At 70.6% G+C, this 14,223-nt stretch carries 11 protein-coding genes and 1 riboswitch; of the genes, 9 read left to right on the top strand and 2 right to left on the bottom strand.

The features are described from left to right. The 3 genes from VN520_RS09955 to otsB all read left to right on the top strand — a co-directional run. Positions 1-219, top strand: a 219-nt coding sequence (locus VN520_RS09955; RefSeq protein WP_325746501.1) for a DUF3263 domain-containing protein, incomplete at its 5' end; no start/stop codon positions are given. A 129-nt stretch (positions 220-348) separates the two neighbouring features. Continuing rightward, the gene (locus tag VN520_RS09950) at positions 349-1,920 is read left to right on the top strand and encodes a hypothetical protein (RefSeq protein ID WP_325746500.1); all 1,572 of its coding nucleotides are present in this window, start codon (positions 349-351) and stop codon (positions 1,918-1,920) included. A gap of 61 nt (positions 1,921-1,981) precedes the next feature. After that, positions 1,982-2,833, top strand: a complete 852-nt coding sequence (gene otsB, locus VN520_RS09945; protein ID WP_325746499.1) for a trehalose-phosphatase — start codon at positions 1,982-1,984, stop codon at positions 2,831-2,833. Here the strand turns inward: otsB and VN520_RS09940 are convergent. Then, complete coding sequence (locus VN520_RS09940; protein WP_325746498.1) at positions 2,820-4,214, bottom strand: trehalose-6-phosphate synthase; 1,395 nt, start codon at positions 4,212-4,214, stop codon at positions 2,820-2,822. The two genes, otsB and VN520_RS09940, sit on opposite strands and share 14 nt — an antisense overlap. A 43-nt stretch (positions 4,215-4,257) precedes the next feature. After that, positions 4,258-5,208 carry a glucosyl-3-phosphoglycerate synthase gene (locus tag VN520_RS09935; RefSeq protein WP_325746502.1) on the bottom strand — a complete coding sequence of 317 codons (951 nt, stop codon included), beginning with the start codon at positions 5,206-5,208 and terminating at the stop codon, positions 4,258-4,260. Positions 5,209-5,360: 152 nt separating this feature from the next. Next, positions 5,361-5,488, top strand: a riboswitch (SAM riboswitch). 18 nt (positions 5,489-5,506) lie between these two features. Between VN520_RS09935 and thrC the strand changes: the two genes are divergently transcribed. From thrC to VN520_RS09905, 6 genes are all read left to right on the top strand, one after another. Next, positions 5,507-6,805: a threonine synthase gene (gene thrC, locus VN520_RS09930; protein WP_325746497.1), complete on the top strand. Its 1,299-nt coding sequence runs from the start codon at positions 5,507-5,509 to the stop codon at positions 6,803-6,805. Positions 6,806-6,833: 28 nt separating this feature from the next. Next, positions 6,834-7,109: a MoaD/ThiS family protein gene (locus tag VN520_RS09925; protein ID WP_145804483.1), complete on the top strand. Its 276-nt coding sequence runs from the start codon at positions 6,834-6,836 to the stop codon at positions 7,107-7,109. A 452-nt stretch (positions 7,110-7,561) separates the two neighbouring features. Further along, positions 7,562-7,768: a cold-shock protein gene (locus VN520_RS09920; RefSeq protein WP_003967346.1), complete on the top strand. Its 207-nt coding sequence runs from the start codon at positions 7,562-7,564 to the stop codon at positions 7,766-7,768. Positions 7,769-8,096: 328 nt separating this feature from the next. Then, on the top strand, positions 8,097-9,719 hold the full coding sequence (groL, locus tag VN520_RS09915) for a chaperonin GroEL (protein WP_307125650.1): 1,623 nt from the start codon (positions 8,097-8,099) through the stop codon (positions 9,717-9,719). 363 nt (positions 9,720-10,082) lie between these two features. Continuing rightward, positions 10,083-12,869: a glycosyl hydrolase gene (locus VN520_RS09910; protein ID WP_325746496.1), complete on the top strand. Its 2,787-nt coding sequence runs from the start codon at positions 10,083-10,085 to the stop codon at positions 12,867-12,869. A gap of 496 nt (positions 12,870-13,365) precedes the next feature. After that, the coding region (locus tag VN520_RS09905; protein WP_325746495.1) for a cellulase N-terminal Ig-like domain-containing protein at positions 13,366-14,223 on the top strand (858 nt) is incomplete at its 3' end.

Here is a 14,223-nt window from a genome sequence, read left to right as displayed (position 1 = left end):
CTCACCGGCCAGGAACGTGCCGTGCTTGCTCTGGAGCGGCGTTCCTGGCCGGGTCCGGGTGCGAAGGAACGGGCGGTCCGGGAGGAGCTGGGCATCTCGCCGGTCCGCTATTACCAGCTGCTCAACGCGCTCCTGGACGACCGCCGCGCCCTGGAGGAGGACCCGGTCACGGTGAACCGCCTGCGCCGGGTCCGCGAGGCGAGGCGCGGCCGCCGCTGAGGCGCAGGGGAGCGAGCCGCGGCGGCGCGTTCCGCGCCACTCGCAGAATTTCCCCGCCGCACCCCTTCTGTTGGCCGTGCCTGGCTACTCTCCCGACGCCCGGTCCGTCACAGGAGAGGCAGTACGCCCATGAGCACTCCGGTCCACCGCACCTCGCCCCAGCGGTCCGCAGCCGCCCTGGTGCCGGCCCGGCAGCGCCGGGAGGGGAGCCGGGCCGGGAGCACGCCCGCACGCCCGCCGGAGCACGCCCTTCTCGACATGCAGTCCCGCGCCGGCAACCGGGCCGTGACCACGGCGGTACAGCGCGCCCGGGACACCGGGGGAGGAGGGGCGGCGGAGAACGGCGGCGCGTCCGCCGGAGCGAAGAAGAACTATCGCGACCGGATCGCCGGACTCCTCGACAGGTTCAAGAAGAACCTCGAACCCATCGACACCTTCATCAAGGGTTTCCAGACCCCCACCAACGCGGCCTTCACCCAGCAGGCCGCCGTCGCGGCCAACGAGGGCCTCAAGCACTCCGCCGCCGCCTCGGGGACCTCCGCGGCGTCGGGGAACCTCCTCACGGAGGCCGCCGGCACCGTGGTCAGCGGCATGGACGCGTACAAGAACATGAAGGACGCCAAGAAGCAGGAGACCGGGGCCGGTCACCACACGGCGAAGAAGAAGGCCAGGACCAAGGGGGCCGACGCGGTCGTCGGCGCCGCCGGTTCGGGAAGCTACAGCGCCGCCATCGCCAAGGAGGTGACCAAGCTCCAGAAGGCGGCGGACGCCGCGGTGGCGTCCGAGGCGAGCGGTATCGCCAGCGCTTCCGTCGGCGCGGTCAAGGGCATGCGGTCCGCCTTCCGCGTCGGGGGAGCGGCCCGCAAGTACAAGCAGATCAAGGAGCTGGGAGATCCCCACCTCGTCCACGCGGGGTCACTGGCCCGGCTGAACGAGTCGCGGGAGCAGGCCGACTGGGCCGCGGCGGAGGCGTACGTCGCGCTGGACGCCTACTGGAAGCAGGAGGGCGAGGGACGGCTGGAGCTCGTCTCCGAGGCCATCGACGCCGCCTGGGAGGCGATGGGTGAAGCCCGTGACGCCGCCGAGAGCCTCCAGCGCGCCGAGAGGGACGTGGAGAAGCTGCGCACGGCGCAGGAGTACGCGAAGAAGAAGCAGCTCACCAAGATGGGCAAGGAGACGGTCAGCGGCGGGGGCGAGTCCACCAAGGCCGCGGCCGGCGTCGTGACGGCGGTCGCGGCGGGAACGGCCGGGCTGGCGAGCAACCCGGTCGGATGGGGCCTCGCCGGGGCCGGGGCCGGCCTCGTCCTCGGCGTCACCATGTACAAGGCGCTCCGCGCCGCCACGAAGCGCTACGAGGAGGCCCGCCACCCCGGGCGCTGGGCGCCGGAGGGCGAGACCCTGGAGGAGAAGTCCCGCAAGGAGTCGCTGAAGCACGCCCTGAAGTTCTGGAAGAAGGTGTCGAAGGGCGAACGCCAGGCCATGGCGCGCGAGATCTACGCCCTGGCGGCGGGTCCCGACATCTCCGGGAGCGGCGGCACGACGGACGAGATGCGGGAGTCGGCCAGGGCGCTGCTCATCGCTCTCAAATCCGGCCCCGCCAAGCACAAGCTGGAGCCGGAAGCATGGGCCGAGTCCCTCAACGACCCGGCGAGGACCGCCGCCTGGATCCAGGAGATAGCGGAGCAGCTGGCCTCGGGGTGACCGCCGCGGACGGGCGCGGCGCGGGCTCCGCCGCCCGCCCGGTCACCGATACGCTCGGACCATGGGCACCCTGGCACACCCTCTCCCGACCCCGTCCACCCAGGCCGGCCGCGAAGGCCTCGCCGCACTCCTCGCCCGCCCCTCCCGGGCGGTCGTCGCGCTGGATTTCGACGGCACCCTCGCCGACATCGTCCCGGACCCGGAACAGTCCCGCGCCCACCCCGGCGTCGTCCCGGCCCTCTCCGCGCTCGCGCCGCTGGTCGCCGCCGTCGCCGTGATCACCGGCCGCCCGGCCGGCACCGCCGTCCGCTACGGCGGCTTCGCCGGAGCGCCCGGCCTGGACCACCTCGTCGTCCTCGGCCACTACGGAGCCGAACGCTGGGACGCCGCCACCGCCACCGTGCGCGCCCCCGCCCCGGACCCCGGTGTGGCAGCCGTCCGGGCCGAGCTCCCCGCAGTGCTGGAGGCGGCGGGCACGGGCAGCGGAATCTGGGTCGAGGAGAAGGGGGACCGCGCGGTCGCCGTGCACACCCGCCGCGCCGCCGACCCGCAGGCCGCCTTCGAGGCCCTGCGCGCCCCGCTGGCCGGCCTCGCCGCCCGGCACGGCCTGATCGTCGAACCGGGCCGCCTGGTCCTGGAGCTGCGCCCGTCGGGCATGGACAAGGGTGTGGCGCTGGAGGAATACGTGAAGGAGGTCGGCGCCGAGACGGTGCTGTACGCCGGCGACGACCTCGGCGACCTCGCCGCGTACGCCGCCGTGGACAAGCTCCGCACCCAGGGCGCCGCCGGTCTGCTGGTGTGCAGCGGCACCGGGGTCCCCGCCCTCGCCGAGCGCGCCGACCTGCTGCTGCCGGGCCCGGCAGCGGTGGCCGAGCTGCTCGGGGGCCTGGCCCGGCAGCTCACCCGGGGCTGACGTCCCCGTCCCGCAGCGCGTCCAGCTGGTCCAGGAACCACTGCTGCGGCGGCAGCGCGGTCGCGGCGGCGGCCAGGTGCTTCGTGCGGGCGCTCCGCTCGTCGGGCTCCATCGTGAGCGCCTCGTGCAGCGCCGCCGCCGTGGCCGACACGTCGTACGGGTTGACCACGATCGCGTCCTCGCCCAGCTCCTCGTACGCCCCCGCCTCCCGGGAGAGCACCAGCGCGCAGCCGTTGTCCGAGACGACCGGGACCTCCTTGGCGACCAGGTTCATGCCGTCGCGGATCGGGTTGACCAGGGCCACGTCCGCCAGCCGGTACGCCGCCAGGGAGCGGGCGAAGTCGTCGTCGACGTGCAGCAGGACCGGGGTCCAGCCCTCGGTGCCGTACTCCGCGTTGATGGCGTCGGCGACCCGCTGGACCTCCGCCGTGTAGTCGCGGTAGACCGCGAGGTCCTGGCGCGAGGGGTAGGCGAAGGCGACGTGCACCACGCGCTCACGCCATTCGGGACGCTGCTCCAGCAGCGCCCGGTAGGCGTGCAGTCCACGGACGATGTTCTTGGAGAGCTCCGTGCGGTCCACCCGCACGATCGTGCGCCGGTCCGCGCCCACCTGCTCCCGCAGGATCTCCATGCGGTCGTCCACATCCGCCTCGCGGGAGCGGCGGCGCAGGAAGTCGGCGTCCGCGCCCAGCCCGTGCACCCCGATCCGGGTGCGGCCGGTGCCGCCCAGGACCTCCGTGCAGCAGCCGATGAAGGCGTCCGCCCAGCGGCGGGTCAGGAACGCGGCGCGGTCGGCGCCCAGGATGCCCTTGAGCAGCTGCTCACCGATGTCGTCGGGCAGCAGCCGGAAGTAGTCGACGGGGGCCCAGGGGGTGTGCGAGAAGTGCCCGATCCGCAGGTCGGGACGGAGCTCGCGCAGCATGCCGGGGACCAGGGAGAGGTGGTAGTCCTGCACCAGGACGGCGGCACCCTCGGCCGCCTCCTGGGCGAGCGCCTCGGCGAAGGCCCGGTTGTACGCCTCGTAGGAGGCCCACTGCCGGCGGAACTCCGCGTCGAAGACGGGCTCCAGCGGCGTCTGGTAGATCATGTGGTGGACGAACCACAGCACCGAGTTCGCGATGCCGTTGTACGCGTCCGCATGGACCCCTGCGTCGATGTCGAGCATCCGGACACCCGGTTCGGACACCCCGCGCCGGACCGCCTCGCGGTCCCCGTCGCTGAGGGCGGCGCACACCCACAGCTTGTCGTCGACGGCGCTGAGGCCGGACACGAGCCCGCCCCCGCCCCGTTTCGAATCGAGCGTTCCGTCCTCCCGCAGTGCGTACGACACGGGGCCGCGGTTGGACGCGACGAGAACCTGGGCGGCGTGCTCGGAGACCATGAGCGGAACCTAGCCCGATCCGGAGGGTGCCAAACGTGGGAGATCAGGCCGCGCGGCGGTCCACGTACTCCGTGATCTCCAGCATCGGCGGACGCTCCTCGGTGTCGACGGCGTACGTGTGCGGTACGAAACCGTTCTCGCCCCGCTCGAACTGGGTGATCTCGGGCCGCACGATGGCGGCCCGGGAGAGGCGCAGCTGCGCCGTGCGGTAGATCGTCGCCGCCATCCTGCCCAGCGCCTGGCCGTCCTGGTGGCGGTGTTTGCGCACACCGACGTCGACCTGCGCCAGGGCGTCGAGCCCCACGGTGTTCAGGGCGTCGACGAGCAGGCCCAGCTCCACTCCGTAACCGACCGGGAAGGGAAGCTGTTCCAGCAGGGAGCGCCGTACCGCGTACTCCCCGCCGAGCGGCTGGACGAAGCCGGCCAGCTGCGGCCAGTGCAGGTTGAGCAGGGGGCGGGCCATCAGCTCGGTGACCCGGCCGCCCTGACCTGCGGATCCGTGGAGCGGCCGGTCGTACATCGCCTTGACGAAGTGCACGTCGGGTTCGGTGAGCAGCGGGCCGACGGTGCCGGAGACGAAGTCCGGGGAGAAGTCCTTGAGGTCGGCGTCGACGAAGCAGACGATCTCTCCGCTGGTCACCATGAGTGACCGCCAGAGCACTTCGCCCTTGCCGGGGACGGTGGGTATGCGCGGCAGGATCTCGTCCCGGTGCACGACGCGGGCGCCCGCCTCGCGGGCGACGGCGGAGGTGCGGTCGGTGGAGCCCGAGTCGATCACCACGAGCTCGTCCACCAGGGGGACGCGCTCCATGAGCTCGTGCCGGATCGTCTCGACGATCGCTCCGACGGTCGCTTCCTCGTTCAGTGCGGGCAGCACGACGCTCACGGTCGTGCGGTGCGGGTCCAGCGTCCTGGCGGCCACGAGCCGGTCCAGCGGGCGATCGGCGGCCGACCAGGAACGCCTGCTCAACCAGCGTTCCATCTCTTCCAGCACGGTCGGTTCTCCCTGGGTGTGATCCATCTCGCGGTACGGACGACTGGTTCCGACGTCCGATGTGTCGGTTACAGTCTGAGCAACGCGGACGAGCCTCGCACGTCGGGGTGGGTCCGCGGACAAATGCCCGGACCCGTGGTCCGGTGCCACAGCGCTCATCCAGAGGGACTGAGGGAACGGCCCGTTGAAGTCCCGGCAACCCTCCTGCCGACCGCGAGGTCACGGTGGGGAAGGTGCCAATTCCGTCTTGCGGCGAAATACGTCGCAAGGAAGATGAGGAGAAAGGGCCTCCGCCATCATGGCCGTGCAGACAGTTGCAGCGAACACCAATTCTTCCGCCGTGGACCTCGGTCCCGCCGCGGCGCTTTCCTGCCGCGAATGCGGCGAGCGTTTCGAACTCGGCCCCATCTTCGCCTGCGCGTCCTGTTTCGGGCCGCTCGAAGTGGCGTACGACCTGCCGAGCGGCTCCCCCGAAGAGCTGAAGAAGCGCATCGCCGAGGGCCCGGACAACATCTGGCGCTACGCGCCGCTGCTGCCGGTCCCCTCCGACGTCGCGGACAAGCCCAACATCAACCCCGGTTTCACCAAGCTGGTCAAGGCCGACAACCTCGCCCGCGAGCTGGGCGTGACCGGCGGTCTGTACGTCAAGGACGACTCCGGCAACCCGACGCACTCCTTCAAGGACCGTGTCGTCGCCATCGCCGTCGAGGCCGCCCGCGCCTTCGGATTCACCACCCTCTCCTGCTCCTCCACCGGCAACCTCGCCGGTGCGGTGGGTGCCGCCGCCGCCCGCGCCGGCTTCCGCTCCTGCGTGTTCATCCCGCACGACCTGGAGCAGGGCAAGGTCGTCATGGCCGCGGTGTACGGCGGCGAGCTGGTCGGCATCGAGGGCAATTACGACGACGTCAACCGCTTCTGCTCGGAGCTCATCGGCGACCCGCTCGGTGAGGGCTGGGGCTTCGTCAACGTCAACCTGCGGCCGTACTACGGCGAGGGCTCCAAGACCCTGGCCTACGAGATCTGCGAGCAGCTGGGCTGGCGGTTGCCCGACCAGCTCGTCATCCCGATCGCGTCCGGCTCGCAGCTCACGAAGATCGACAAGGGGTTGCAGGAGCTGATCAAGCTCGGCCTCGTCGAGGACAAGCCGTACAAGATCTTCGGCGCCCAGGCCGAGGGCTGCTCCCCGGTCTCCACCGCCTTCAAGGCCGGCCACGACGTGGTGCGCCCGCAGAAGCCGAACACCATCGCCAAGTCCCTGGCGATCGGGAACCCGGCCGACGGTCCGTACGTCCTGGACATCGCCCGGCGCACCGGCGGTGCCGTGGAGGACGTCGACGACGCGCAGATCGTCGACGCGATCAAGCTGCTGGCCCGCACCGAGGGCATCTTCGCGGAGACCGCGGGCGGGGTGACGGTCGGTGTGACGAAGAAGCTGATCGACGCGGGCCTGCTCGACCCGGCCCTGACCACCGTCGTCCTGAACACCGGCGACGGGCTGAAGACGCTCGACGCCGTCGCTCCCACGACCGGCCTGTCGGCGACGATCCGGCCCAGCCTGGACGCGTTCCGCGACGCGGGCCTCGCCGCCGCCAACTGACCACCCGAGACCGAAGGAAGGCACCCACATGAGCGTCAAGGTCCGTATCCCCACCATCCTCCGCACCTACACGGGCGGCCAGGCCGAGGTCCCGGCCGAGGGCGCGACCCTCTCCGAGGTCATCGCGTCCCTGGAGCAGAACCACCCGGGCATCGGCGCCCGCGTGCTGGACGACCAGGGCAAGCTGCGCCGCTTCGTCAACGTGTACGTCAACGACGACGACGTGCGCTTCGAGGGCGGACTGGACGCGGCGACCCCGGACGGCGCCGGCGTCTCGATCATCCCGGCCGTCGCCGGAGGCTGAGCGCCGCACGGGCGCGGGCGGCGGGCCGGCTGGCTGCCCGAATCCACAGCGTGACCACGATGACCCCCTCCGCGAGAGAAACGGAAGGGGTCATTCTGCATGGTTGAGCGCGGTAGAGTTGGGGAAGTCCCCGCCGCTGCCCATGCCGCCCGCATATGTGAATGCGCCCGGCCGTGACAAGAAGCAGCCAAAGTACGTGCACTTCTTGCGGCATAAGTGGCCTTTGCCGGGCCCGACTTGCCCTGGAACATGGCGGATTCCTCCCATGCGTGCGGTCGCGTGCGCCCAGAATTCTCGTCCGATTGACCTGTTGCAGAGGGCAGTTGGGCAGATACATTCAGCCGCGGTCGACGCGTTCCGGCGCACGCCACCCTCTCCTGTCGGAGGGTGAGTTCTGACCCGGGCCCGCGAAGTGCGGTCTCGTGCAAGGGCCAGTAATAGGGGAGTTAGGCATGGCTCAGGGCACCGTCAAGTGGTTCAACGCGGAGAAGGGGTACGGCTTCATCGCGGTCGACGGTGGTGCGGATGTTTTCGTCCACTACAGCGCGATCCAGATGGACGGGTACCGCACCCTCGAAGAGGGTCAGCGAGTTGAATTCGAGATCTCGCAGGGCCAGAAGGGGCCGCAGGCGGACATGGTCAAGCTCGCCGTCGGCTGAGTTCGGCGCGGTCGGCCAACGACACCACTCACACACGCGAGGCCCGTACCTCCCACCGGGGTACGGGCCTCACGTGTGTCCGCGCGCCCCTTCCGCTGTCCGCGCGCCCCTCCTGTCCGTCCACATCCGGAGAGGGACGCTTGCACTCTCAGGGGTCGAGTGCTAATCATTGGCGTTAGCACTCTCCAGGTGAGAGTGACAGAACTTGGACCGGGCCGGTGAGGCCCGCAGGCCCAGTGGTGCAAGGAACCGCTGAGCACGCTGGCCGTCCGTCGCGGGCGCCACTCGGTCCGGAGAAATCCACCCCTGTCCGGGAGGACCACTTCACATGGCCAAGATCATCGCGTTCGACGAGGAGGCACGGCGCGGTCTCGAGCGCGGGATGAACCAGCTCGCCGACGCCGTCAAGGTCACCCTCGGCCCCAAGGGCCGTAACGTCGTCCTCGAGAAGAAGTGGGGCGCGCCCACGATCACCAACGATGGTGTTTCCATCGCCAAGGAGATCGAGCTCGAGGACCCGTACGAGAAGATCGGTGCGGAGCTGGTCAAGGAGGTCGCCAAGAAGACGGACGACGTCGCCGGCGACGGTACGACCACCGCCACCGTTCTCGCTCAGGCGCTCGTCCGCGAGGGCCTGCGCAACGTCGCCGCTGGTGCCAACCCGATGGCTCTGAAGCGTGGCATCGAGAAGGCCGTCGAGGCCGTCTCCGCCGCTCTGCTGGAGCAGGCGAAGGACGTGGAGACCAAGGAGCAGATCGCTTCGACGGCCTCCATCTCCGCTGCCGACACCGAGATCGGCGCCAAGATCGCCGAGGCGATGGACAAGGTCGGCAAGGAAGGCGTCATCACCGTCGAGGAGTCCCAGACCTTCGGTCTGGAGCTGGAGCTCACCGAGGGTATGCGCTTCGACAAGGGCTACATCTCGGCGTACTTCGCCACCGACATGGAGCGTATGGAGACGTCGTTCGACGACCCGTACATCCTGATCGTCAACTCCAAGATCAGCAACGTGAAGGACCTCCTTCCGCTGCTGGAGAAGGTCATGCAGTCGGGCAAGCCCCTGCTGATCATCGCGGAGGACGTCGAGGGCGAGGCCCTGTCGACGCTGGTCGTCAACAAGATCCGTGGCACCTTCAAGTCCGTCGCCGTCAAGGCTCCGGGCTTCGGTGACCGCCGCAAGGCCATGCTCGGCGACATCGCCATCCTCACCGGTGGCACCGTCATCTCCGAGGAGGTCGGTCTCAAGCTGGAGAACGCCGGCCTGGACCTGCTCGGCACCGCCCGCAAGGTCGTCATCACCAAGGACGAGACGACGATCGTCGACGGTGGCGGCGAGAGCGACCAGGTGCAGGGCCGCGTCAAGCAGATCCGCGCCGAGATCGAGAACTCCGACTCGGACTACGACCGCGAGAAGCTCCAGGAGCGCCTCGCGAAGCTGGCCGGCGGCGTGGCCGTCATCAAGGCCGGCGCCGCCACCGAGGTGGAGCTCAAGGAGCGCAAGCACCGCATCGAGGACGCGGTGCGCAACGCCAAGGCCGCCGTCGAGGAGGGCATCGTCGCCGGTGGTGGCGTGGCTCTGCTCCAGGCCTCGGCCGTCTTCGAGAAGCTCGACCTGACCGGCGACGAGGCCACGGGCGCCAACGCCGTGAAGCTCGCGCTGGAGGCCCCGCTCAAGCAGATCGCCGTCAACGGTGGTCTTGAGGGTGGCGTCATCGTCGAGAAGGTGCGCAACCTGCCGATCGGTCACGGCCTCAACGCCGCGACCGGCGAGTACGTCGACATGATCGCCGAGGGCATCATCGACCCGGCGAAGGTCACGCGCTCCGCCCTGCAGAACGCCGCGTCCATCGCCGCGCTCTTCCTCACCACCGAGGCCGTCATCGCCGACAAGCCGGAGAAGGCCTCTGCGGCCGCTCCGGGCGGCATGCCGGGCGGTGACATGGACTTCTGATCCTCGGATCAGCAGCTCCACGCAGTACCCGCAGCACCCGTAGTACCTGTACGACGTCGGCCCCCGGGATTCGTCCCGGGGGCCGACGTCGTTCCTGTGCGTGCCGGCCGGCCGGCACGCACAGGAGCGGAGAGCGCAGGCGCCGTATGGGCGGTGCATGAGCAGTGCTCTCGAAATCTGTGGCCGGAGCGGTTCTCGGGAGCCCTGCCCCGACAAGACTCGAACGCATGGCAACTTTGCGTGAGGCCAAGGTCCGTCCGTGTCAGCGCTATTGACACGTACCTTTCAGAGGTTTTACGTTCCATGGCACGTGAGAGCGCTCTCAAAAGTGCTCCGCTCCCCCCCCATGACGAGGTGCTGCCCATGCAAGCCTCCCTCTCCAGACCAGCAGCGGCGACGGTCCTGGCCGTCGCCCTGGCCGCCGTGGGCCTGGGCCCTGCCGCATCCCCGGCGGCAGCCGCCACCATCCCCGCAGGTTCCGGCAGCTATACGGACGTCCGCCCCGCCGGTACCTCCGGCCCCACCACCAACACCGGCGCCCCCGTCACGCCCAAGCTCACGGCGGCGGCCAAGGACAAACCCGTCCCGACCAACGACTGGTGGTCCTCCCTCGCCTACCAGCGTTACGGCGACAACCCGTACTCCACCCCGATGTACGGGCACCCGCTGACCTACCAGGCGACCTCCGGCGGACTGGAGGTCGGCTACCCGACCACGCCCGCGATCGTCGGGGACGGCCGCCAGTACGAGTACGCGCACAAGGCCGACCTCACCGTCGGCCTGGGCGGTCTGAACTCCCCGGACACCAAGGCCGACGCCTGGTCCGACTGGACGGTCACCCCCTACTGGTCCGACGGCACCCGCACCCTGCGCACGACCATCGGGCACGGCATGCCCTTCGTGTACGCCAAGGGCTCCGGCGGTGACGCCCGCATCACCACGGCGGGCGCCCCCGCCGTCTTCGCGGACAACGGCAACGTCCTCGGCATCACGGTCGCCGGACACCACTACGCCCTCTTCGCCCCGACCGGCAGCGACTGGACCGTCTCCGGCTCCACGATCACCGCGGGCCTCGGGGGCAAGGACTACTTCTCGCTGGCCGTGCTGCCGTCCACGGACGCGCTCGCGACCTACCGGAAGTACGCCTTCAGCTTCGTCACCGGATCCAAGGTGGCCTGGGAGTCCACCGGTGGCACGGTCAGGGCGACCTACAGCCTGACCACGGAGGCCAAGGAAGGCACCGAACGCGGCACGCTCCAGGCGCTGTACCGCCACCAGTGGCTGCACACCTCCGACACGCTCACGCCGTACACGTACGTCTCCCCGCGCGGCACCATGAAGGTGCGGGAGTCGGCTTCCTTCACCACCAGCCAGAAGAACCAGGGCGTGCTGCCCGCCCTCCCCGCGTCCAGCGGGGTCGACAGGGCCAGGCTGACCGGATACCTCAACGAGGTGGCGAACGCCTCCGACCCGTTCTCCGGGGCCGGTGACACGTACTGGACCGGCAAGGCGCTCGGCCGCCTCGCCCAGCTGGTTCCCGTCGCCGACCAGATCGGGCAGACCGGTATCCGGGACAAGCTGCTCGGCCTGATGAAGGGCCGCCTCCAGGAGTGGTTCACGGCGGGCGGCGCGGCCGAGTTCAGCTACGACAGGAACTGGAAGACGCTCACCGGTTACCCGGCCTCCTACGGCAGCGACACCGAGCTCAACGACCACCACTTCCACTACAGCTACTACGTGTACGCGGCGGCGGTCATCGCCCAGTACGACCAGGCGTGGGCCGCCGACTCCGCCTGGGGCACCATGGTCAAGACCCTGGTGCGGGACGCCGCCAACCCCAGCCGCACGGACACCGCGTACCCGTTCCTGCGCGGTTTCGACGTGTACGCGGGCCACAGCTGGGCCTCCGGCCACCAGGGTTTCGCGGCGGGCAACAACCAGGAGTCCTCGTCGGAGTCCGTCAACCTCAGCGCGGGACTCGTCCTGTGGGGCTCGGCGACGGGTGACACCGGACTGCGCGATCTCGGCAGCTACCTGCTGACCACCGAGTCGGAAGCGATCACGCAGTACTGGTTCGACGCCGGCCAGCAGGTCTTCCCGGCCTCCTTCGGGCACGACACGGTCGGCATGGTGTGGGGCAGCGGCGGCGCGTACTCCACCTGGTGGACCGCGAACCCGGAGGAGATCCACGGCATCAACGTCCTGCCCGTCACCGGCGGTTCGCTGCACCTGGCCCGCGAGAAGGCCGCCATCAAGCGGAACATCGCGGAGATGGAGCGGGAGAACGGCGGGCCGGCCGTCGAGTGGCGCGACCTCCTGTGGGAGTTCGAGTCGCTGGCCGATCCGGCGGCGGCCAAGGCCAAGTGGGACGCGGGCCACGCGGGTTACACCCCGGAGCAGGGTGAGTCCAAGGCGCACACGTACCACTGGATCACCACGCTCGACACCCTGGGCGCACCCGACCTGACCGTCAGCGGGGACATCCCGACGTCGGCGGTCTTCACCAGGAACGGCGTCCGGACGTACAGCGCCCACAACCACGGTTCCACCACCCGCACCGTCACCTTCTCCGACGGCGCGACCCTCTCGGTGCCGGCCCGTTCGACGGCCACCGGCACGGGGACCGGCGGCGGCGACCCCGACCCTGATCCCGAGGAGCCGGGCCCCTCGACCGGCAACACCTTCCGGCTGAAGTCGGGCGGCGTCCTCACCACCGCCACGGACGGCACGGCGGGAACCGACACGCTGGCCTCGGCCGACGGCGTCAACCGGGACGGCACGCCGTACAGGCCGACGGTCTACGAGGTCAGGAAGGTCGACGGAACGCTCGCGGCGGGCGCGTCCACCACCTTCCGCCTGCGGGTCGACGCGGGGACGAAGGTGGGGCTCGCCCCGCAGGTCAGGGTCAGTTACGACCTCACCGGCGACGGCACCTTCGACCGGGCCGAGACCTTCCGCTACTTCGCGACCGACCCGGTCACGGGCTGGGAGGAGTACACCCAGGCCGTGGGCACCGCGGCGGTGACCGGAAGCCTGGGCAACCTCCGGGGCGGAACAGTCCGCCTGGAGATCTGGAACGCGCTGGGCAGCAGCACGTCCCAGGTGCAGACCGGCACGGACGCGGCGGTCGTGAAGATCCCGTTCGTCTAGGCCCCGTTGTACCGCCCTGTGCGGCGGGTCCCGTGCCTCCCGGGCCGGGACCCGCCGCACGGGCGTGGCCGGGGTGGACCCGGAGGCGGGGCGGCCGGCCTCCGTGCGGGCCCTGTCCGGGAGACCCGGCGGGCCTTGTCCGCCCACAGCTCGCGCACCCCGTCGGCCCGCCGACGACCCGCGGACCCCGTCGGCCGTCGGCGATCCGGGACGCCGTGGCCCGCCCCTGGAGAGAGCGCTCCCCTTCAATGCCGGGGCGGCCTCGCCGGAGCCGGAAGCCGGTCCTCCAGGAGATTCCGCCATTCTCTGTCATGACCCTGGCGGAATGAAGGCTCCGCCCCCACAATGCGTGTGGGAGCGCTCCCATCAGTGGGTCGGGGCGCCCCGCTCCTCTGCCCACCGCATCTGTCGACGAAAGGCCTTCCCGGTGAATGCCTCACCACTCTCCGCACGGCCCGTGCGCGTCCGCCCCCGGCATGGGAGACGTGTGTTCGGGATGTCAGCCGCCGCACTGCTGTTCGCGGCAGCGCTGGCGGTGCCCGGCACGGCCGGTGCCCAGGAAGCCGAACCAGGCCCCGAGCAGATCACCAACGGTGACTTCGCCGCCGGTACCGCCCCCTGGTGGTGGACGGCGAACGCGCCGTCGGCCGTGACGGACGGCCGGCTGTGCACCGAGGTGCCCGCCGGCACGGCCAACGCCTGGGACGTCATCGTCGGCCAGAACGACATCCCGATCGTGGCGGGCGAGAGCTACGAGCTGTCCTACACGGCCAGTTCGAGCGTGCCCCTGACCGCCCAGACCCGGGTCCAGGAGGCGGTCGACCCGTACACCACGGTGCTCGCCACCGCGGACCCGGTGGGTACGGAGACCACCCAGGTCACCCGCACGTTCACGGCCTCGGCCGACCTGCCCGCCGCGTCGGTGCAGCTGCAGCTCGGCGGCGGTGAGCGGGCGGCGACCTTCTGCCTGGACGACGTGTCGCTGCGGGGCGGGGCCGAACCGCCCGTGTACGAACCGGACACCGGGTCGCCCGTCCGCGTCAACCAGGTCGGTTACCTGCCCCACGGCCCCAAGAGCGGCACCGTGGTCACCGATGCCGACGCGCCGCTGACATGGACCGTGAAGGCCGGGGACGGTTCGACGGCCGCCACCGGCAGGACCGTCCCGCAGGGCGAGGACCCCAGCTCACGCCGGCGCGTCCACACCTTCGACTTCGGTGACCTCACCGAGGCGGGCGACGGCTACACCGTGGAGGTCGACGGTGAGGTGAGCGAGCCGTTCTCGATCCGCGGTGACCTGTACGACGGGCTCCGCTCCGACGCGCTGGCGTACTTCTACCACAACCGCAGCGGC

The sequence above is a fragment of the Streptomyces sp. genome, from assembly GCF_035563135.1.
In the GTDB taxonomy this organism is placed as follows: domain Bacteria; phylum Actinomycetota; class Actinomycetes; order Streptomycetales; family Streptomycetaceae; genus Streptomyces.
Note: the sequence above shows the minus strand (reverse complement) of the source record. Positions and strands in the feature narration are given on the sequence as shown.

Bases quoted from the DNA above. Each gene is read 5' to 3' on its own strand.
- VN520_RS09950 (WP_325746500.1), top strand. From the start codon at position 349: ATGAGCACTCCGGTCCACCGCACCTCGCCCCAGCGGTCCGCAGCCGCC.
- otsB (WP_325746499.1), top strand. From the start codon at position 1,982: ATGGGCACCCTGGCACACCCTCTCCCGACCCCGTCCACCCAGGCCGGC.
- VN520_RS09940 (WP_325746498.1), bottom strand. From the start codon at position 4,214: ATGGTCTCCGAGCACGCCGCCCAGGTTCTCGTCGCGTCCAACCGCGGC.
- thrC (WP_325746497.1), top strand. From the start codon at position 5,507: ATGGCCGTGCAGACAGTTGCAGCGAACACCAATTCTTCCGCCGTGGAC.
- VN520_RS09925 (WP_145804483.1), top strand. From the start codon at position 6,834: ATGAGCGTCAAGGTCCGTATCCCCACCATCCTCCGCACCTACACGGGC.
- VN520_RS09920 (WP_003967346.1), top strand. From the start codon at position 7,562: ATGGCTCAGGGCACCGTCAAGTGGTTCAACGCGGAGAAGGGGTACGGC.
- groL (WP_307125650.1), top strand. From the start codon at position 8,097: ATGGCCAAGATCATCGCGTTCGACGAGGAGGCACGGCGCGGTCTCGAG.
- VN520_RS09910 (WP_325746496.1), top strand. From the start codon at position 10,083: ATGCAAGCCTCCCTCTCCAGACCAGCAGCGGCGACGGTCCTGGCCGTC.